Source organism: Aquimarina sp. RZ0 (genome assembly GCF_008370685.1).
Lineage (GTDB): Bacteria > Bacteroidota > Bacteroidia > Flavobacteriales > Flavobacteriaceae > Aquimarina.
In genome coordinates, this window is the sequence record NZ_VTZU01000019.1 from 24,697 (window position 1) to 43,333 (window position 18,637).

Annotated in this window: 19 protein-coding genes; 12 read left to right on the top strand and 7 right to left on the bottom strand. The window is 31.0% G+C overall.

Features of this window, described 5'->3' with window-relative positions; all coding sequences use genetic code 11:
• Positions 1-96 precede the first annotated feature (96 nt).
• From F0000_RS08970 to F0000_RS09005, 9 genes are all read left to right on the top strand, one after another.
• On the top strand, positions 97-933 hold the full coding sequence (locus F0000_RS08970; RefSeq protein ID WP_149624382.1) for a phytoene/squalene synthase family protein: 837 nt from the start codon (positions 97-99) through the stop codon (positions 931-933).
• Positions 934-954: 21 nt separating this feature from the next.
• Positions 955-1,653, top strand: coding sequence for a lycopene cyclase domain-containing protein (locus F0000_RS08975; RefSeq protein ID WP_149624383.1), 699 nt, complete (start codon positions 955-957; stop codon positions 1,651-1,653).
• Positions 1,650-1,802: a hypothetical protein gene (locus tag F0000_RS27675; RefSeq protein WP_188112064.1), complete on the top strand. Its 153-nt coding sequence runs from the start codon at positions 1,650-1,652 to the stop codon at positions 1,800-1,802. The genes F0000_RS08975 and F0000_RS27675 overlap by 4 nt, the downstream gene beginning before the upstream one ends.
• 3 nt (positions 1,803-1,805) lie before the next feature.
• The gene (locus F0000_RS08980) at positions 1,806-2,465 is read left to right on the top strand and encodes a carotenoid biosynthesis protein (RefSeq protein WP_149624384.1); all 660 of its coding nucleotides are present in this window, start codon (positions 1,806-1,808) and stop codon (positions 2,463-2,465) included.
• Positions 2,462-3,088: a 1-acyl-sn-glycerol-3-phosphate acyltransferase gene (locus tag F0000_RS08985; RefSeq protein WP_149624385.1), complete on the top strand. Its 627-nt coding sequence runs from the start codon at positions 2,462-2,464 to the stop codon at positions 3,086-3,088. The genes F0000_RS08980 and F0000_RS08985 overlap by 4 nt, the downstream gene beginning before the upstream one ends.
• On the top strand, positions 3,085-4,188 hold the full coding sequence (locus F0000_RS08990; protein WP_188112065.1) for a glycosyltransferase family 2 protein: 1,104 nt from the start codon (positions 3,085-3,087) through the stop codon (positions 4,186-4,188). Before F0000_RS08985 ends, F0000_RS08990 begins: the two co-directional genes overlap by 4 nt.
• Positions 4,155-4,910, top strand: coding sequence for a M48 family metallopeptidase (locus F0000_RS08995; protein WP_149624387.1), 756 nt, complete (start codon positions 4,155-4,157; stop codon positions 4,908-4,910). The genes F0000_RS08990 and F0000_RS08995 overlap by 34 nt, the downstream gene beginning before the upstream one ends.
• Before the next feature lie 30 nt (positions 4,911-4,940).
• Positions 4,941-6,056 (top strand): DUF4056 domain-containing protein, encoded by a 1,116-nt coding sequence (locus F0000_RS09000; protein WP_188112066.1) that lies wholly within the window; start codon positions 4,941-4,943, stop codon positions 6,054-6,056.
• Between the two features lie 195 nt (positions 6,057-6,251).
• Entirely contained in the window at positions 6,252-6,872 is a 621-nt protein-coding gene (locus tag F0000_RS09005; protein ID WP_149624389.1) for an L-threonylcarbamoyladenylate synthase, read from the top strand.
• On the opposite strand, the gene F0000_RS09010 is transcribed toward F0000_RS09005, so the two are convergent.
• Positions 6,869-7,744 (bottom strand): AraC family transcriptional regulator, encoded by an 876-nt coding sequence (locus F0000_RS09010; RefSeq protein WP_149624390.1) that lies wholly within the window; start codon positions 7,742-7,744, stop codon positions 6,869-6,871. The two genes, F0000_RS09005 and F0000_RS09010, sit on opposite strands and share 4 nt — an antisense overlap.
• A 206-nt stretch (positions 7,745-7,950) precedes the next feature.
• Between F0000_RS09010 and F0000_RS09015 the strand changes: the two genes are divergently transcribed.
• The 3 genes from F0000_RS09015 to F0000_RS09025 all read left to right on the top strand — a co-directional run bounded on the left by F0000_RS09015 (position 7,951) and on the right by F0000_RS09025 (position 11,240).
• The gene (locus F0000_RS09015) at positions 7,951-8,535 is read left to right on the top strand and encodes a hypothetical protein (protein WP_149624391.1); all 585 of its coding nucleotides are present in this window, start codon (positions 7,951-7,953) and stop codon (positions 8,533-8,535) included.
• A 901-nt stretch (positions 8,536-9,436) separates the two neighbouring features.
• Complete coding sequence (locus F0000_RS09020) at positions 9,437-10,021, top strand: hypothetical protein (protein WP_149624392.1); 585 nt, start codon at positions 9,437-9,439, stop codon at positions 10,019-10,021.
• A 637-nt stretch (positions 10,022-10,658) separates the two neighbouring features.
• A complete protein-coding gene (locus tag F0000_RS09025) occupies positions 10,659-11,240 on the top strand; it encodes a hypothetical protein (protein ID WP_149624393.1) in 582 nt (193 codons plus the stop codon).
• 397 nt (positions 11,241-11,637) lie between these two features.
• Here the strand turns inward: F0000_RS09025 and F0000_RS09030 are convergent, their stop codons facing one another.
• The 6 genes from F0000_RS09030 to F0000_RS09055 all read right to left on the bottom strand — a co-directional run bounded on the left by F0000_RS09030 (position 11,638) and on the right by F0000_RS09055 (position 18,239).
• Entirely contained in the window at positions 11,638-12,006 is a 369-nt protein-coding gene (locus tag F0000_RS09030) for a hypothetical protein (RefSeq protein WP_149624394.1), read from the bottom strand.
• 5 nt (positions 12,007-12,011) lie between these two features.
• Positions 12,012-12,779: a DUF3108 domain-containing protein gene (locus tag F0000_RS09035; RefSeq protein ID WP_149624395.1), complete on the bottom strand. Its 768-nt coding sequence runs from the start codon at positions 12,777-12,779 to the stop codon at positions 12,012-12,014.
• A gap of 436 nt (positions 12,780-13,215) precedes the next feature.
• Positions 13,216-14,082: an OmpA family protein gene (locus F0000_RS09040; RefSeq protein ID WP_149624396.1), complete on the bottom strand. Its 867-nt coding sequence runs from the start codon at positions 14,080-14,082 to the stop codon at positions 13,216-13,218.
• 100 nt (positions 14,083-14,182) lie between these two features.
• The gene (locus tag F0000_RS09045; RefSeq protein WP_149624397.1) at positions 14,183-15,172 is read right to left on the bottom strand and encodes a glycosyltransferase family 2 protein; all 990 of its coding nucleotides are present in this window, start codon (positions 15,170-15,172) and stop codon (positions 14,183-14,185) included.
• A gap of 539 nt (positions 15,173-15,711) precedes the next feature.
• On the bottom strand, positions 15,712-16,950 hold the full coding sequence (locus tag F0000_RS09050; protein ID WP_149624398.1) for a M57 family metalloprotease: 1,239 nt from the start codon (positions 16,948-16,950) through the stop codon (positions 15,712-15,714).
• 353 nt (positions 16,951-17,303) lie between these two features.
• The gene (locus F0000_RS09055) at positions 17,304-18,239 is read right to left on the bottom strand and encodes a M57 family metalloprotease (RefSeq protein WP_149624399.1); all 936 of its coding nucleotides are present in this window, start codon (positions 18,237-18,239) and stop codon (positions 17,304-17,306) included.
• Between the last annotated feature and the right edge of the window lie 398 nt (positions 18,240-18,637).

Consider the following 18,637-nt stretch of genomic DNA (forward strand, 5'->3'; position numbering starts at 1 on the left):
CTTGTAGGGGGAAAGACTGAGGTACTTCTTTTAGGTAGGGATGATAATTATATGGAATCAACCGTGAAATTGCATAAAAAAAATAAACAGGGATAAATGAAGGAATTGTTTGATGAAGTATCATTTAAGTGTAGTAAAATTGCTACACAAAATTATAGCACTTCGTTTTCAATGGGTATTAGATTGTTTGATAAATCAATAAGAGACAGTATCTTTAGTATTTATGGTTTTGTGCGTTTTGCTGATGAGATTGTTGATACATTTCACGATTATGACAAGGTTACTTTGTTTTCGAATTTTGAAGAGGACTATTACCGAGCCTATAATCAAGGTATAAGTCTTAATCCAATACTCAATTCGTTTCAGATAACTGTTCGTAAGTACAATATTAATGATGAACTGATACAGGCTTTCTTAAAAAGCATGCGTAGTGATTTATCAAAGAAAGAGTTTAATGATGAGGAGATTAAAGCGTACATATACGGATCGGCTGATGTAGTGGGTCTGATGTGTCTTAAGGTTTTTGTTAATGGAGATGAAGAACGCTATCAGGCTTTAAAACCGGCAGCTATGCGTTTGGGCTCTGCTTTTCAGAAAGTAAATTTCTTACGGGATATCAATGACGACATAAATCAGTTGCACCGTATCTATTTTCCAATCTTAAGGGATAACGAGTTATCTGAAAATATCAAGAAAAAAATTATCGAATATATTTACGAAGATTTCAGAATTGCTTTAGAGGGAATTAAAGAACTGCCTGACAATTCAAAAAACGGAGTATATGCCGCCTATCTTTATTATTCTAAACTTACAACCAAGATAGAGAGCACTCCTGTAGAGAAATTGCTGAATCAACGAATTCGAATACCTAATAGATCCAAAATATGGACATTAGCCTCTATTTATATAAGTAATAAACTTAAATTGACATAGAGCACAATAAAATTAAGAACTATGTCACTCTACCTAATTATACTTATTATTTCTCTTGCCGGGCCTCTAGCTTTGAGTTTTGAGAAAAATCTCAGACTCTATAAGCGCTGGAAGTATCTAATTCCTGCAATCTTAATAACGATGCTTGTTTTTGTCACTTGGGATATCATCTTTACCCATATGGGATGCTGGTTTTTTAACCCAACTTATAATTCAGGCATTTATATAAATAAACTTCCTTTAGAAGAATATCTGTTTTTTATAGCCATTCCATACGCTTGTTCGTTCTCATTTTACGCTGTTCAATTTCATTTTCCAAAATTCAAGTTAAATGAGCAATGGACAAAAGTTTTAACTTTTCTAATTGTGGTCTTATCTCTTATGATTTCATTGTTACATCGAGATCTCACCTATACTTTTGTTAATTTCCTCGTTTTGCCAGCGATACTTTTACTAAGTTATTATTTTACCAGAGAAGTAGTGCAGTACTATTTAGCAATATACCCGATTTTGCTAATTCCATTTTTTATTATAAACGGAATCTTAACAGGTACAGGAATTGAACAAGCTGTTTTTGATTATAACCCTCAGGAAATGCTTGGAATTCGTATTCTTTCAATTCCGTTTGAAGATATGTTTTATAATTTCTCATTGCTTTTATCACCATTGGCGCTGACTCATATTTTTGAAATGAGATCTAAAAAAACTAAAAACGGATGAAGGTTGTGGTGGTTGGTTCCGGAATTGATGGTTTGGCTACAACTTGCAGGTTTGCGGGCAAAGCATATGACGCTCCTGTATTTGAAAGAAATGTGTCTCCTGGGGCAATACCAATTGCAAAAATTATTGCTAATGAAACACCCGCTTAGCAGATGAATCGGATAATTAAATATAGTGTTAACGAAGGACTGCCAATAACTTTTATAGTTTTTTACTGTGTGGGACTGGTTTTATATTTTATGCCTTTCACCTATAATTTATTTATACTAATTACACCTTATACGCTGATTTTAGTTTCGATGGCTGTCTTTTTACATCATAAAGGATGGAATATAAAAGCGATTTCTGTTTTGACAAGTATTTTTATACTAAGTATTATAGCCGAAATTATTGGCGTAGCAACCGGTGAACTATTTGGGGAGTATACATATGGTAGAGGGCTGGGGATCAAAATAGTTGATGTACCTGTTATCATTGGTCTTAATTGGGTTTTCTTAACGTATGCTTCCAACGGTATTATCTCTAGATATACATCAAAAAATATTCTGATTATTGTAGGTGCAGCATCTCTAATGGTACTATACGATATCTTACTCGAAAAGGCAGCTCCCTTAATGGACTTATGGGTATTTTCAAAAAACGATCCGCCTATAAATAACTATGCAGTCTGGTTTCTATTAGCTTTAATTTTTAATTGGGCGATTCAGAAATTTAAGGTAAATACACATAATAGACCTGCGCGGTGGTTGTTTTTTGTGCAATTCTGTTTTTTTGTAGTTTTAGTTATTCACCATATTTATACTAAAAAATGATACGAGCAAATCATAATAAATTCTGGGTGATTTTTTCTAATTATTATACAAAAATACTGATTGGCTTTTTTTTTAGCAGTGTTAAGTATAGAGGTCAGTATGAAGAAAAAGGACTTCCTATTCTTATGATCAGTAATCACTTTTCGTTTTATGACGGCTTTATTCAAATTTTACTAAATCTCAAAATTTTTAAACGAAGATTTAATTTCATGATGTTAGAAAAGGAACTGAGTAAAAACATGATATTAACCAAAATTGGAGCCAGTTCAATTAGCAAAGGTAAGCGCTCAAGTATTGCCAGCCTTGATTATGCTGTTGAAATGTTACGGGATACAGAGAACCTGTTTTTGTTTTTTCCACAAGGAAAGATTAGCAGCATATATACACAAGAGTTTACTTTTGAAAAAGGCCTGCTTTCTCATGTTTTGGAAAATACAAAAAATGATTTCCAATTAGTCTATAATGTTAACCTTATTAATTATGGAACTAAACTAAGGCCTGATATGTGTGTGTATTATGAAACACATACTGTAAATATAAGTACAAATACAAAAGCTGAGGATGTAGAACGAGAATTTAATCGTTTTGCAAAAACATGCTTTATAAAACAAGGTGTAAGATGATTTATTTTTGTTATTTTTTAATAACCTTGCTTGTTATCAGATTGCTGGTCGCATTTATTAATTATCTTTCGTTTGCTTATTTACCAAAAGTGACTCCATTAATGTTGGAGTCCCATGTTTCGATTTTAATACCCGCTCGCAATGAGGAAGAAAACATAGGAACTTTATTAGAACAATTATCTACATTTGAGCATAGTAAGCTCGAAATTATTGTTTACAACGACCACTCTACAGATAAAACGGAAAGCATTATCAGGGATTGGGCGGCACGTACATCTAATATTACACTAGTAAATGGAGATGTACTTCCGCAAGGTTGGTTAGGTAAGAATCATGCCTGTCACCAATTAGCACAAGCTGCTACTGGTGATATATTACTCTTTTTAGATGCAGATGTAAGCGTAAAAAAAGACGTAATCAAGCGCAGTATTAGCTATCTTCAGAAATACGAACTTCATTTGTTATCTATATTTCCAAAACAGATAGTAAAATCTTTTGGAGAAAGAGTTTCGGTACCTCTAATGAACTGGGTTTTGTTGAGTATACTGCCTATTTACCTAATTCGCAAGTCAAAGAACAAAATTTTTTCGGCTGCTAATGGGCAATTCATGATGTTTAGAGCAACTACTTATAAGGCGATCTGGCCTCATGAAAAATATAAATCAAACAAAGTAGAAGACATCGCTATTATAAGATTATTTAAAGAAAAAGGTCTTGCCAGTGATACGCGTTTAGGAGATAACGATATTTCTTGCCGAATGTACGTTGGATTAGATGATGCTATTGAAGGATTTATAAAAAACATATTTCAATTTTTTGGGAATAGTGTATTAATAACTATTTCTTTTGGAATTTTAACGACCATTGCTCCATTTGTGGTGTATTTATATATGGGCTTGTGGTGGTTAATTGCATATCTTGGAGGTATTGTATGTATTCGATTTTTTGTAATGTTAGCAAGTCAACAATCGATCCTCCAAAACTTACTTTTGGTCCTACCTCAGCACATTGTATTTCTTTTAATAATAATTAAAGGACTCATAAATAACAAACAGAAGAAACTAATATGGAAAGACAGAAATATATTACAAGATTTGTAATTGTAATCAGCATTTTGTTGTTTTCAGTACAATTGGGCTTTTCTCAAAGTCCCTATCGCGATCAGATTTATAAAGCCTATTCACGAGGTAAAATGGATAAGTGGTATGAATTAATGCATTCGTGTGAAAAAAATGTAAATTCGAACAGTCTAGAGGAACAGTTGGAGCTTATTAGTTATTACTACGGTTATACAGCTTGGTTAATTGGAGCAGAAAAATACGACACTGCTGAGGAGTATATAGATAAATCAGAGAAAATTATTGATAAGTTATTAGATGAATCACCCGAAAACGCAACCTTACTGGCATATAAAGGAGCTTACATTGCTTTTACGATTGGTATCTCAAATTTTAAGGCTGTTTATTTAGGTAGGAGAAGTATGAGGTATATAGACAAATCTATCGAACTGGATCCAGAGAATATTCAAGGGAATATTGAAAAAGGAAACTCAATGTATTATCGACCATCAGTTTTTGGCGGTGATAAGACCAAAGCTATTAAATACTACATAAAAGCAGTTAAAAGCTTTGAAAAACAAGGGCTAGTTGTTAGTAATTGGATGTATATCAACACAATGACTGCTTTGGGGCAAGCATATGAGGCTACTGATCAAATACAACTAGCCAAATTATGTTATGAAAAAATAATTCGCATATTCCCTAACTTTATGTGGGTTGAGGATGAACTCTATCCCGATATGCTAAAGCGTAATAATCTATAATATTTATCACCAGATACCATGAAGTTTGTCATGTACAAAACAATATTAAGTAACATAAAATTCTTTATACTTTTAGGTTTTGTTGTTAATCCTATAATAATACGTGCTCAACATATGCAGGATGATGGTGTAGATCTAGGAAAGACTCCTCGTCGTATTATTAGAGCTTGTTGTGCTTTTGGTTATGATTTAAAAATATGGGGTGTGCCATTTGTTTCTATTGATCAGGTGATTAGTGTTGATGATTTAGGTGAACATCACTATTTGGGTGATAAGGGTGAAGGCACTGGAACTATTTATACAAACAAAGGTGGGTTTATTGATATTGGCCACTTACGAGATCAAATTGACTGGACGCGCTATATATACAATACCATTCTAAAATGTAGAGGAAAAGGTGCAGTAGCTATACCTTTGCGTAACGAAGCAGGACGTAAGACTTTATACTTGGATGTGCCGGTGCAGCTTGGAAATAGTGATTGCATTCTATTAGCAGGAAAAATAACGTATGACCTTTCCCTGTGGCACGAGATTTCTACTTGGTATGGTGCATCAACCGTTCCTTTTATATCAGAAAAATTTTCTAGTTTTTCGGTTGAGGATGTATATTCAAACTTACTCGGAATACACGTAGGTATGAAAACGTTACATTCTAAACACCATTTTAATAAGGCAGCAACTATGAATATCAAATCAACATTAGATAGTTTGGGTGCTGTAAAGACGGCAAAAGAAACTTATGAGGCCTATGACGCTGTTAATAATAAATGGTACACGAATAAAAAACGAATACCTAGTAAGAATATTACGCTGAAGCGTGATCCTGATGTTCTTAATTCAAGTCATCCCTGGATAATTCCTAATCAGATAAATAACATTGATAATTCAATTGTTTTAGATGTTCCGCTAATAAGTACCGAGGGAGCGTTGTTGACCAGTTTTTATCAATTTACTATTGATCTTAATTACAGGTTTCCTGTAGAAGAGATTTTTCCAGATCGCGAGAGTAGCCTCATCAATCAAGATGATTTTGGTATATTGCTCAATAGAATTACCCATGAGTTACAAATCATGGAACAAAGTACATTGACAGAAAAGAAGCTAAGTGTTCAGAAGGAGGTATCTCTGCAAATTAATCCTGATTAGTGTTCGTTTGTTGTTTTGATATTCAATTATTTGTATTTCTATATAATGATTATCATTTACATCTTTTTTACAGACGCTACCCTTAGTTATTCTTTGCATGTCTTGTAATGTAAAAAATCAGATGGATAACCATAAATACAAGTATTTAAAGATAAAAACATCGTATAATACCGTATCTTTATACAACGAAGAAGTATGGCAGAACTTATAAAACTATATAATGAGAACCCTAATCCGAGAGGAGTGCAACAAGTAGTTGACTGCCTACGTAATGGGGGAGTGGTTATTTATCCTACAGATACGGTATATGGTTTGGGGTGTGATATTACTAATAATAGGGCTTTAGAGCGTATTGCAAAAATTAAAGGAGTAAAATTGGCAAAAGCTAACTTTTCTTTTATATGCAGTGATTTAAGTAATTTATCAGATTATGTTAAACAGATTGATAATAGTACTTTTAAATTATTAAAAAGAACACTACCAGGTCCCTATACTTTTATTTTACCCGGAAGTAATAATTTACCTACAGTGTTTAAGAAGAAAAAAACCGTAGGGATTAGAGTGCCTGATAATAATATTTGTAAAACTATAGTAGAAAATCTGGGGAATCCGGTAGTTTCTACATCTATTTATGACGAGGATGAAGTAATAGAATATACAACAGATCCTGAGTTAATACTCGAAAAGTGGAACAATTCAGTAGATATCGTTATTGATGGCGGGTATGGTGATAATATTGCTTCTACAGTAATTGACCTAACTGGAGGAGAACCCGTTTTAATACGAGAAGGGAAAGGCGCAATAGATATTATTTAAGAAGAAACCACATACTTTAATTCATTTCTATACGTACTGGGGGTTTTTCCGGTGGTTTGTTTAAAGAGTTTATTAAAATGAGAAAAATTACTAAAACCACTTTCATAACAAATATCTGTAATACTTGTTTGTTTTTCGTGTAATAATTTTGCAGCGTGTACAAGTCTGTATTCATTAACAAATTGAATGAAAGTTTTTCCTGTGATTTTTTTGAAATATCTGCAAAATCCCGGAACACTCATGCTAACTTTATCTGCAATTTCATCAAGTGTAATTTGTCTTGTAAACTCTTTCTGAACAAAATTAAAAACTAAGTTGATACGATTATTATCCTGTAATGCTGTTTCTATAATAAAACCTTCTGCATTAAGTATAGAATAATCCTGAGTTTGCTCCATCTCTTTTAAAATCTTAAAAATTCCAAGTAATCTGTCAAAAGGGTCTAACATCTCTAAAGATTCTATCCGGGCTCCAATCCGTCTTTTGGTATCTCCATGAAAGGCAATTCCCTTCTTAGCCTGTTCCATTAATGTATTGATACCACTCATTTCGGGAATGTCAAAAAATGAATTACCTAGAAAATTGGGTAGCATCTGGATAATCGTTTCACTTTTATTTCCGGTAAGGCTATCTGTAAAACCACAATGAGGAAGATTTGTGCCGATAAGCATCAGGGTTCCATTTCTGTAATAAGACATATGACTCCCGATCTGTCGTTTTCCTGTACCACCGTTTACATATACGATCTCAATTTCTGGATGATAATGCCAAATAGGAGCTTTATTCTTTTTTTCATTAGTGAAATTTTCATAAAAAAATGAGCTACCAAATTCTGGTACAATTTTCTCTAAAGATGGTTTGATGCTTTTCATATGTCAATTATATAACTAAACATTGTTTTTTATGTTAATAAAATGTAAAATAAAATAAATAGTATGTTAAATTGACTTTTGTGCGGTTTTAAAGTAAACAAAGTGGTTAAAATAGCACATACATATGCAAATATAGATGTATTTAAAGAAATACCTCCAACATATATTTGCAGTGTAAAAATTAACAACAACAAAACCTAAAAGTTATGAAGAGAGTAATTAACCTATGTCTGTTAGCAATGGTAATTGCATTCAGTAATTTTGCAAATGCTGCAGGAAAAGTTTCTGTAGAGATCACTAATTCCTTAATGATTAATGTATCACTAAAGGAAGTTTCAAAAGGTGAGAAATTATATCTTAAAGATTATTATGGAGAAGTATTGTTTAATATTACTTTAAAAGAAATGCCATCCTACCAGAAATATTTTAATTTAAATAATGTTCCTGACGGTATATATTTTGTTGAAACAGAGAATGAATTTGATGTAAAAGTTACACCAGTACTAAAAAATAAAAAAGGAGTGTCCTTAATTGATAACTCTTCGGTTATTATTTTTAAACCACAGGTACTTATAGATAATAATATTGTAAAAGTATTGTATAATAATACAAAAAAGAGACCAGTTACCATTACAATGTTTGACACCAAATGGAATGTATTGGATGAAGTTATTGATAATATTGATGATGTTTTTACACATACATATGATTTTTCTAAAATGCCTAAAGGGGATTACCAAATTCACTTTACATTACAAGATAGAGTATTTATTAAGAAAATAAGTATCTAATTACTTCACCAACCAAAATTCTAAAAAAGACAGCACTACCAAGCTGTCTTTTTTGTTTTCTGGAATATTTGCTATGAAACTTTTAATGTTACCCGTTGATTTTTTGTCATTGGTTTAATCACTTCTTAGTGAAAACTTAGTTTTTAGTGTGGCTATTTTGTAGAAACCTCTACCTCCTTTTGATACAACAGGGGGTGATAAGAATTATGATTGGATTATTTTATTAGCATCTATATTACAATTTTCTATCCAAAATTATAAATCAAGATTTTTACATGTTTGACTTTAGAAAAAAGAAACCTGAAATTATTTCTTTTTTTAATCGTTTATGCAATTCATATCTTTTTATATAAGGGTTTTAGATAAAATTATGATTTTGTTCTATTTTACTCGATAATCGAGATTTAAATGCTCCGATGCTTCCCCTGAGGTAGTTTACTAAACAACCATTCATTTTATTAATGACGATTCTAAGTTATTTTATTTATTAAAAATGTCAGGAGCGTAAGTGAATATTTTATATCTAAAAATGTTTTTGAAATTTTTAAAAAGAATAAGTTACTGTAAATCAATATTCTTTTCAATTCCTGTCTTTTATCAAAAAACAGGTATGTCCAATTCTAACTAAAAAATATTTTATTAGAAAGAATTGCCAAATCCTGATATATCTTTTTTCAGAAAATAGATTTTCACTTTTTTACACACTAATTTCTTAAACAGCCACTATTTTATTGTTAATAAAATCGGAAATAAACAGAATAATAGTATAAATTAACTTTCGAAAGGTTTAATATAGCTTCATTTGGTTAATATAACATATATATATGCAAATATCGATGTATTTTGGGAAGTGCTTACAGCATATATTTGCAGTGTAAACAAATAAAAACACTTAGAAGTTATGAAGAGAGTAATTAACCTATGTCTGTTAGCAATGGTAATTGCATTCAGTAATTTTGCAAACGCTGCAGGAAAAGTTTCAGTTGAGATCACAAATTCTTTGATGGTCAATGTATCATTAAAAGAAGTTGCACAAGGTGATAAATTATATCTTAAAGATTATTATGGAGAAATGCTATTCAATATTACATTAGATGAGATGCCTTCATATCAGAAGTATTTTAATTTTAATAATGTTCCTGATGGGATATATTTTGTAGAAACGGAGAATGTATTTGATGTTAAAGTAACACCTGTGTTAAAAAATAAAAAAGGAGTATCATTGATTGAAAACTCTTCTATAATAGTATTCAAACCTCAGGTAAATACAGAAAAAAATATTGTAAAAGTAATGTATAACAATATTAAAAAATTACCAATGAATATGGCTATTTATGATAGCAAATGGAATTTACTAGAAGAGGTTGTAAATAATACTGATGAGGTTTTTAAAAATACCTATGATTTTTCTAAAATGCCAAAAGGAGCATATCAAATTCACTTTACTCTAAAGGATAGAATATTTATAAAGAAAGTAAGTATTTAATTGGTTTATTAATTATACTGTTAACCCAAATTGTACTCGAGACAACACTTCATTGTGTTGTCTTTTTTTGTTTTTAAGCTATATTGTTTCAATTGCTATATCAAATATGGTTTTTGTTAAACTTTTCAACTATTATTATGTGTATTCAGACTAGAACGGTTTATCTGTTTTCAAAATTGAAAACACAGTGCGATACACGTCATTTTTTTGTATTGATGTAGAGTTTTTTTATGTTAAAAATTGAAGTGTTTTTTTATATGATGCTTACTTTTTCTGCTATGTAATACGATTTACGAATAAAAATTTCGCATCTAATGACATTCTTTTTCTACTATATTTTCTTCATAAAATGAAACAATAGCTATGGCTATTCTTTAATTTGATTCATCAATCTAGCGAAAAATCCTTGCCATTATTTTTACGAAATTCTCATCCGTAAATCGTATAATAATTTTTATAGTTCAATTTTATTATATGCTAAACAACCAAAGAGTGTATTAAATTGATTTAATTATGGTTTTAAAGTATATTTATAAGTTAAAATAACATATATATAGGCAAATATATATGTGTTTCATCAGAGATACTCAACATATATTTGTAGTGTAAAACAATAATAACCATAAAACTAAATGTTATGAAGAGAGTAAGTAACCTATGTCTGTTAGCAATGGTAGTTGTATTCAGTAATTTTGCAAGTGCAGCAGGAAAAGTTTCAGTTGAGATCACAAATTCTTTAATGGTTAATGTATCACTAAAAGAGGTTACTCAGGGTGAACGATTATTTCTTAAGGATTATTATGGAGAAGTATTATTTGATACTACATTGAAGGCAATGCCTGCATATCAGAAATACTTTGATTTTAATAATGTGCCGGATGGTGTATATTTTGTAGAAACAGAGAATGATTTTGAGATTAAAACTACTCCAATATTGAAAAATAAAAAAGGAGTTTCTTTGATCCAAAATTCTGCTGTAACCGCATTTAAACCTCAGGTACACGTAGAAAATAAAATGGTAAAAGTAATGTATAACAATGTTAAGAATTTACCTTTTGCAGTAACAATATATGATGCTAAATGGACTGTATTAGAAGAGGTGTTTAATACAGATGATTTATTTACAAATACCTATGATTTTTCTAAAATGCCCTCTGGTAATTATCAAATTATTTTTACGCTAAAAGATAAAATGTTTATAAAAAAAGTCAGTATATAATTATTCTTTTATTTTTATTAACCTAACCACGAATAAAAGCAGCACGTATTAGTGCTGCTTTTTGTTTATAATATATTGCTACCTTTTTCTGATGTCTGATTTGCTCATTTCTCGATTATACTTCAGAATCAAAAAAAATAAATCACTTCATAGTATAGATTTACCCTAACTTTTATTTTTGATCAGAACTTTGTTGTGAAACTAACAAAGTTTTTTATAAAAAGGAAGCAATAGTTTTATAGATGACAAGTCATGAAAAGCGATATGTTTTAGCTGCTTTTGAGGAAATAGAAAAAGTAGTTTATTTACTCGATAATTGAGATTTAATACTCGGCAGGCTCTTCTCTCTAAATTGTTTTTTCCAATATATACCTCGTGGGCTTATTTAAGGTTAGTTTTATTCGGCTTCGATTTCTTCAAGATCTCCTTCAATTTCCTCCAGCTCATTTTCAATTTCTTTGAGCTCTTTTATCGCTTCTTCTTTACTGTTTTCTTCCTTTTGTTGAAATTCTTTATCCTCTGCAATTTCATCTTTTACCCATAATGATTTAGAACCACTGGAAATCATAACCAGGACTCCAATAACTAGAAATAATACTGATAATTTTTGAGGTTTTTGCTGTTTTTTGGATAAAAAATAAGCTCCTAACCCAGTAATTAGTGCTATTACACCAGGAAGTATTCCGATAGTTCCAAATGGTAATATTGCCATTATAATTCCTAAAACCGCTGCAATAGCAGCAATAGATATCAAAACAATTCTCATATAATTTAATTTTTTAGGCCCGAAGCTTGCGTTAATGATAACTGTCCCGTTCCTGCAGGGATGCTAAACTTAATTAATACTGGCACCTTGTTCAGATCTGCTGTAAGATATATAATATTTTTATTAGTTCCTTTTAGTGCATCATTATTGATTGCAATTTTATAACATTCCTTACTTCCCATTGTTTTGGTATTGATAGTCTCTTTGCCTAATAATTTTAGATAAACAATCTGTGGTTTTCTATCAAATAGGATAGTAACTTTTTGATTAGTACCTACAGGGGCTTTGTCAATGTCCATATTCCTGATATGATAAAGTGTAGATACCACATCAAAAGTATTTGCACTCATTTTTATGGTTTTTGTATTTGGCTCTTTTTTCTTTTGCATCGTAGCCTTAATAGTCTTTTTTTTATGGCTATAAACATATTTTTCTTTTTTTATATATCCACCTTCATTAATATCTCTTTTATATAGATATGGTTTTAAAGAAGATGGATTTACGTATGCTTCATATACATCCCTGATTTTAAAAAAAGAATCCCATTTAGAGTAGGTTGCTGCATTACATTTAAGACGAAGATAATTACTTTTACCAGTATTTACTCTGGTAGTTTGCATGGTTACCTGCGCGAGATTTGTTAATAATCCAGACATATTATAAGATACAGTATACACAAGTTTTTCATTTTCGCCAATAGAAGTATTTGATGTTTTTTGAGCTTTTATCGTACTTACAGCGATTAGAAAGAGTAGGGTGCAAATTTTTTTCATTGTGATTGTAATGATTATTATTCTTTAGCTTCAAAGATTTCTTTGATTAGTTTTCAATCTTCATACCAAAGTTAATATAATACAAGTTCTTGGTTAAATTTACGTACGGCAAAATTAAAGAATTTTATTATTTATAATGAACTCATCTTGCGTAGTGGTTTTCAACCGAAACGTTTGGCTTTTGTACTATAATGAAGTAGTTTTTTTTCAGCATAGCCATTGCCTACGGTTAAAAAAACAAAATCAGCGTGCAACATGTAAATTTTGTAGGTCAAAGCATTGCTTAAGATGAGTTCAATAATTGATTTTCTTTTGAAGCTTCTTTTGTTTATAGATTCAAAATTACTCATCAAAATTTGCTCTTTTCGTTGGTTTTCAAAAGAAAAAGAGGGTTAATATAATAGATTAACCCTCTTTTTTATACGTTAAGATCTTTTTAATTGCCTCCTTCTGAGGCTTTTTTCATTCCATCTTCGATCATATTATAGAATTGATCTAGTTTAGGAAGTACTACAATTCTAGTACGTCTATTTTTTGCCTTATTCGCAGCGCTATTATTATCAGCCACAGGTACATAATAACTTCTTCCAGCCGCTGTCATACGTTTTGGATCAACTTTAAAATCTTTTTGTAAAACTCTAACTACTGATGTAGCTCTTTTTACACTTAAATCCCAGTTATCCAGTAAAATTTTATTTTTAATCGGCACATTATCTGTATGCCCTTCTACTAAGAATTCAATATCAGGCTTGTCATTAACTACTTTTGCTACTTTTCCTAATACCTCTCTAGCTCGAGTTGATACATTATAGCTACCGCTCTTAAATAATAATTTGTCAGAGATTGATACATAAACTACACCTTTTTCAACATTTACTTGTATATCTTCATCGGCAAGGTTTCCTAATGCCCCTTTAAGGCTTGTAACCAATGCTAAGGTTACAGAATCTTTTTTGTTCAGTGCATCATTCATCGTTTTAATCTGTAAATCCTTTTCTTTTATACTTTCTAAAGATCTTTCTAGATTCTCAGCTTCTTTGGTAGATAAAGTAGCTAGATTACCTACATTATTTAATAAAGCAGAATTCTGGTTTTTAAGATTTGATACCTGATCTCTAAGAATTTTTAATTGAGAACTTTCGCTCGCTTTCTCTTCTAGACAGCTATTTAGCTTAACAGTAGCAGTATTTAATAAATCTTGAGTTTCTTTGTGTTTAGCTTCCAAATCTGTGAATTTCTTTTGTGATACACAAGAAGAAAGTAAAACAGCCATAGAAGCCCCAATAATCATTGCTTTTTTCATTAGAAAATTTATTTTAGTCGTATTCTGGTTATATAACTCAAAATTATTAAAAATGTGGCGTATAGACACTGCATTAACAATAATTTATTAGAATATAAATTTATAATTGGTGAAATTGTTTTTTATTCGATATATAATACTGCCATACAACGGAAGAAATTGTATAATATTTCTTCTGCATGCGATGTTTTTTTCGTTTTTTAATAAAAGTGGGTAAATAGCCATAAAAGCTCAAATGTGCTTTTATAATTGCAATAAAATGCTTAGGCTTTCCTTCTATAAGATATTTAAAGCCTGCAATGCCATCCAGGATCATTCTCAGGAGTATGATATACCAAACGGTAGCTCCAGGAATATTTTTTACCATCATTAATAAATTGTTTCTGAAATTAAGAAAGGTTTTTCTTGGATTTATACTGTCCAAGGTAGCACCACCTAAATGATAAATAACGGAGTCACTGACATTCAGAATAATATAGCCTTTATTTTGTATTCGCCAGCATAGATCTATTTCTTCCTGATGTGCAAAGAAATCCTCGTCTAATTTTCCTATTTCTTCAAAAACTGGTTTTCTTATAAACAAACAAGCCCCACTTGCCCAAAAAATTTGGTCAGTATCATACTGCCCCTTATCTTCTTCTAATGTATCAAAAATTCTTCCGCGGCAATAAGGATAACCTAATTTGTCTATAAAACCACCAGCAGCTCCGGCATATTCAAAAAAATTCTTTTTTTTATAGTCAAGTATCTTTGGTTGGATAGCAGCAACTTGTTCAGAATCTTGAAACGCTTTTATAACAGGAGTCAACCAATTTTCAGAAACTTCTACATCATTATTCAATAAACAGTAGATATCCGAATCAATTTTTGCTAAGGCATCATTATATCCTTTGGCATAACCACCATTCACCTTATTCTGAATAATTTTTACTTCCGGAAAGGATGTTTTTAGATACTCTATCGAAGTATCTGTCGATGCATTATCCGCAACATATATCATTGCATCTCTAGAATATTTTATGACAGATGGTAAGAATTGTTCTAATAAAGAACATCCATTCCAATTAAGTATGACTACTGCTATTTTCACAACTGCAAATTAATGAGTTTATTCTGAAAATAACAGTAGTCAAACAGTAATAATTTTTAATTTGTGACAGGTACAATATTCTTAGAGTAAATTGAAACGTATGATATCACTATGCTATGCATTTTTACATTTTTTAATTGACATCCATCTCTTTGATTTCTATGACCGTAGGAAGAAGCTTGCTCAGAATAGGATTTGAGATTTAAAAATCTATTCTTGTTACAATTTTTCTTCGTTTTATCATAAAAACCAATGAAATTGATGTTTTTTTCTAATTATACCAGTAAATTCAAATGGTATTATACGATTTGTGATTAAAAAATTCGTATAAATTCATTGAATTATTTTTTCTTTATGCAAGGCAAAAAAATCAAGCATAGCTATAGCTACGGTTTATTTTTTAAACGAAGTAGAAAGGAAAAAGAAACGATGAATATGCGAAATTTTTAGTTATAAATCGTATTAGTCTTAAAGTGTACAACAAGTTATATCAATTATACTATTTTATTATTATAGATTTAGATTGTAAATGGCTTTTATTATTTTGGTACGTAGCCAGCTATCCCTGCATATCTATATCCGGCAGCATTATTACCTTCGTTTCTATTGGTGGTGTAGAAGTGATTTACTCTGCTGCTATTATAATATCTATATAATGGTATTCTGTTTGCCCCACTAGAAGGATATACATAGCCAGCAATCCCACCATATCTATATCCGGCAGCATTATTGCCTTCATTTCTATTTCTGGTATAAAAATGATTTACGGCTCCAGCATTATAAAATCTATAAAGTGCAATAGTTCCAGAAACTTTTGTTCGGTATATTTTACAAGCAATTCCCTCATATCTATATCCGACAGCATTATTACCTTCATTTCTATTAGCGGTATAGAAATGATTAACGCGGCTGCTATTATAGAATCGATAAAACGAAACAGCTGCAGGTGTACCTTTGCGATATAAATTTTGTAGAGCAGTTTTATCACTGGCAATAAAAGGCCTGTTTACATTTCGTCCGATACAGGCTAACATCCAGGAATTAGCTACAGCATGAGTTGTTGGAGTACCGGGAATATGTATAGCACCTACTCCTGCAGGTCCTTCATTTCCGCCACTACCACAACTAAAACCTCTGTTGGCATAATCTGTATGTCTAAACCCAATACAATGACCTATTTCATGAGCAATAACAGAAGCAGTATTTCCTAATCTATTTGTTCCTCCATAAAATGAGGTGTTCATCCGTATTAGGTTATGGGGTCTTCCGTTTCTAGGAAACCCTGCAATAGCAAAACTTCCGCTCAGAGCTGCATTACTAGCAGGAACAATACGAATATCATTACTAGTTGCACTAGATGTTCTTCTAAGGGTAAGGCGCAGGTTAAGAGCATTGTATCGGCGTATAGCTTCGTCCAGAGCTCCCCTTACAAAAGAACCTAATGCCGGATCAACATATACCTTGACTGTTCTTGTTCCGGATACCAGATTGCTGGTTCGGTAGTGTTTTGCTTGAGAAGTATTTTCCTTGGCAAGTTCATCAATTTCTTCTTCAGAAAGAAAGATGTCATTTTCTACTACATATCCATCGTCAATACCATACAAACCTACATTTGTATAAAAGCCAGCTTTCTCTAATTTTTGAATAATATGTTTAGGGATGGTTTGCTGTTCGATTGAATTTTCATCCAACGGATCTAAATTTTCTTTTTCTTCACACGAAAAAAAAATGATTGCACAAAATGCGACAATAACAGATAAAATTTGTGTTTTTTTCATTTTATAAAATATTTAATGGTTTATAATTACCATTAAAGCTATATAATGAAATTATGTTATAAATTAATTTGGGGAAGTTTTACCTTTTTTTGTGGATTAATATAGATTTCTTTGCGGACTTATTAATAGTTGGGGCAATTAGTTCGTGTTTTTAGTTTATAAAATAAAGCTACTCATTAGAGTAGCTTTATTTTTATACGGTTTTAATCGAGCATTCGGATGATGAGATCTAAACACTATTATTGTATTTAATTTTAACTCGATAATCGAGGTTTAAATGCTCCGAGGCTTGCCTCGAAATCAAAATGTTTTTTTCAATAAATGCCTCTTGAGCTTTGCCCCGAGGTAGTTTACTAAAAATTTCTTCTACTGGCGGCCATTCTAAATGCTCTTTTATCTTCTTCTGTAAAATTCGCAAAATTAGAAAAACAAGCTTTCATAATTGAATTTTGTAAAAAACCTGTTCCATCTGTAGTAGGGATCGGCTCAAATCCAACACCAAATGGTATTTCCGATTCTCCCCCTACTGTTCCACGGCAGGACCCTGAGTTTTTCCAGTCAGAATGTCTAAATCCTATTGAATGCCCTATTTCATGAATCATAACTGTTACCTGTTGCTCAAAAGGTAAAGCAGTATGGCTTGAGTTGAAATTCATTTGAATAGAAGGTCTTTTTCCTCTTTGTAGAATAGCAGCACCAAAAATTGTAGGATTATCGTTAAGAACAGCTTGACCAGTAGTGACTAGCACTGTAAAGGTTTTATCTGGCAAGGCTCTAAAAGCATTAGCTGTAGTTTCAAAACCTATTAATTCTAATCCTTCTAATCCTAGAGCATTTATTCTTCTGAGAGCCTCATAAAAAGCATTTATTTGTCTTCTGTTTAATGGTCTTATCGGGTCACTGGACACTAGACCATAATATATCCGTCTTTTAAAATTTCTTGGTATTTCTATGCGGTTGGTATTGTTAGAAATAAAAATTTTTGAATCAATTGGTGCTGTTGCGGCATCAGAATTTTCAGAATTATTTTGTGATTCGATTTCCTGCATGACACTTTCAGAGATCGCCGTATCACCAAAATTATAAAATGTTTCCATTTCTCCCTCAACATTTAAGCTTTCAGTAATATCTACATTTTCAATATCAGCATTGATCCCTATAGATAGTAATGCTTTTTTTTGATGAGAGGATAGTACATTGTTTGAAGTAATTTCTAGATCATCATTCTCTTTACTACAAGAGAAAAAAAATAAAGCAAGTGTTAAGGTAATAAAAATTAACTTTTTCATTCGTGTTTTTTTTATGTGTTTGTATGTATATATAACAGCTCAACAATTATTATCCCTAAATACAATCCAAAACATGTTATAATTACTTAGTTCTTTTTTTTAGTAGTAAAAACTGTTAAATCTCTGACTTTTATGCTTTTATGGAATTGTGATTGATGAAGTAGGTTTCTTACTGTTTAATAAAAAAAAAGTATTTAGTTAGTTGTTTTTTAGTTGTTTAGTGTAAAAAATGTTATTTTTTTACTGATTTTGTAAAATTATTCATTTTTTATGTCAAACAATTACTGAATTTTAATTGAATAGATTGGTTAATACACTCTTTTAATCTTGTTATGATGTTTTTATTAAGGTAGTGAGTAGTAGTGGAAAATCTAATTTTTTAATATTATAAGAAAATC

Bases quoted from the DNA above. Each gene is read 5' to 3' on its own strand.
- F0000_RS09000 (WP_188112066.1), top strand. From the start codon at position 4,941: ATGTACAAAACAATATTAAGTAACATAAAATTCTTTATACTTTTAGGT.
- F0000_RS27675 (WP_188112064.1), top strand. From the start codon at position 1,650: ATGAAGGTTGTGGTGGTTGGTTCCGGAATTGATGGTTTGGCTACAACT.
- F0000_RS09055 (WP_149624399.1), bottom strand. From the start codon at position 18,239: ATGAAAAAGTTAATTTTTATTACCTTAACACTTGCTTTATTTTTTTTC.
- F0000_RS09040 (WP_149624396.1), bottom strand. From the start codon at position 14,082: ATGAAAAAAGCAATGATTATTGGGGCTTCTATGGCTGTTTTACTTTCT.
- F0000_RS09035 (WP_149624395.1), bottom strand. From the start codon at position 12,779: ATGAAAAAAATTTGCACCCTACTCTTTCTAATCGCTGTAAGTACGATA.
- F0000_RS08980 (WP_149624384.1), top strand. From the start codon at position 1,806: ATGAATCGGATAATTAAATATAGTGTTAACGAAGGACTGCCAATAACT.
- F0000_RS09025 (WP_149624393.1), top strand. From the start codon at position 10,659: ATGAAGAGAGTAAGTAACCTATGTCTGTTAGCAATGGTAGTTGTATTC.
- F0000_RS09005 (WP_149624389.1), top strand. From the start codon at position 6,252: ATGGCAGAACTTATAAAACTATATAATGAGAACCCTAATCCGAGAGGA.
- F0000_RS08995 (WP_149624387.1), top strand. From the start codon at position 4,155: ATGGAAAGACAGAAATATATTACAAGATTTGTAATTGTAATCAGCATT.
- F0000_RS09020 (WP_149624392.1), top strand. From the start codon at position 9,437: ATGAAGAGAGTAATTAACCTATGTCTGTTAGCAATGGTAATTGCATTC.
- F0000_RS09050 (WP_149624398.1), bottom strand. From the start codon at position 16,950: ATGAAAAAAACACAAATTTTATCTGTTATTGTCGCATTTTGTGCAATC.
- F0000_RS08975 (WP_149624383.1), top strand. From the start codon at position 955: ATGTCACTCTACCTAATTATACTTATTATTTCTCTTGCCGGGCCTCTA.
- F0000_RS08985 (WP_149624385.1), top strand. From the start codon at position 2,462: ATGATACGAGCAAATCATAATAAATTCTGGGTGATTTTTTCTAATTAT.
- F0000_RS08970 (WP_149624382.1), top strand. From the start codon at position 97: ATGAAGGAATTGTTTGATGAAGTATCATTTAAGTGTAGTAAAATTGCT.
- F0000_RS09010 (WP_149624390.1), bottom strand. From the start codon at position 7,744: ATGAAAAGCATCAAACCATCTTTAGAGAAAATTGTACCAGAATTTGGT.
- F0000_RS08990 (WP_188112065.1), top strand. From the start codon at position 3,085: ATGATTTATTTTTGTTATTTTTTAATAACCTTGCTTGTTATCAGATTG.
- F0000_RS09030 (WP_149624394.1), bottom strand. From the start codon at position 12,006: ATGAGAATTGTTTTGATATCTATTGCTGCTATTGCAGCGGTTTTAGGA.
- F0000_RS09015 (WP_149624391.1), top strand. From the start codon at position 7,951: ATGAAGAGAGTAATTAACCTATGTCTGTTAGCAATGGTAATTGCATTC.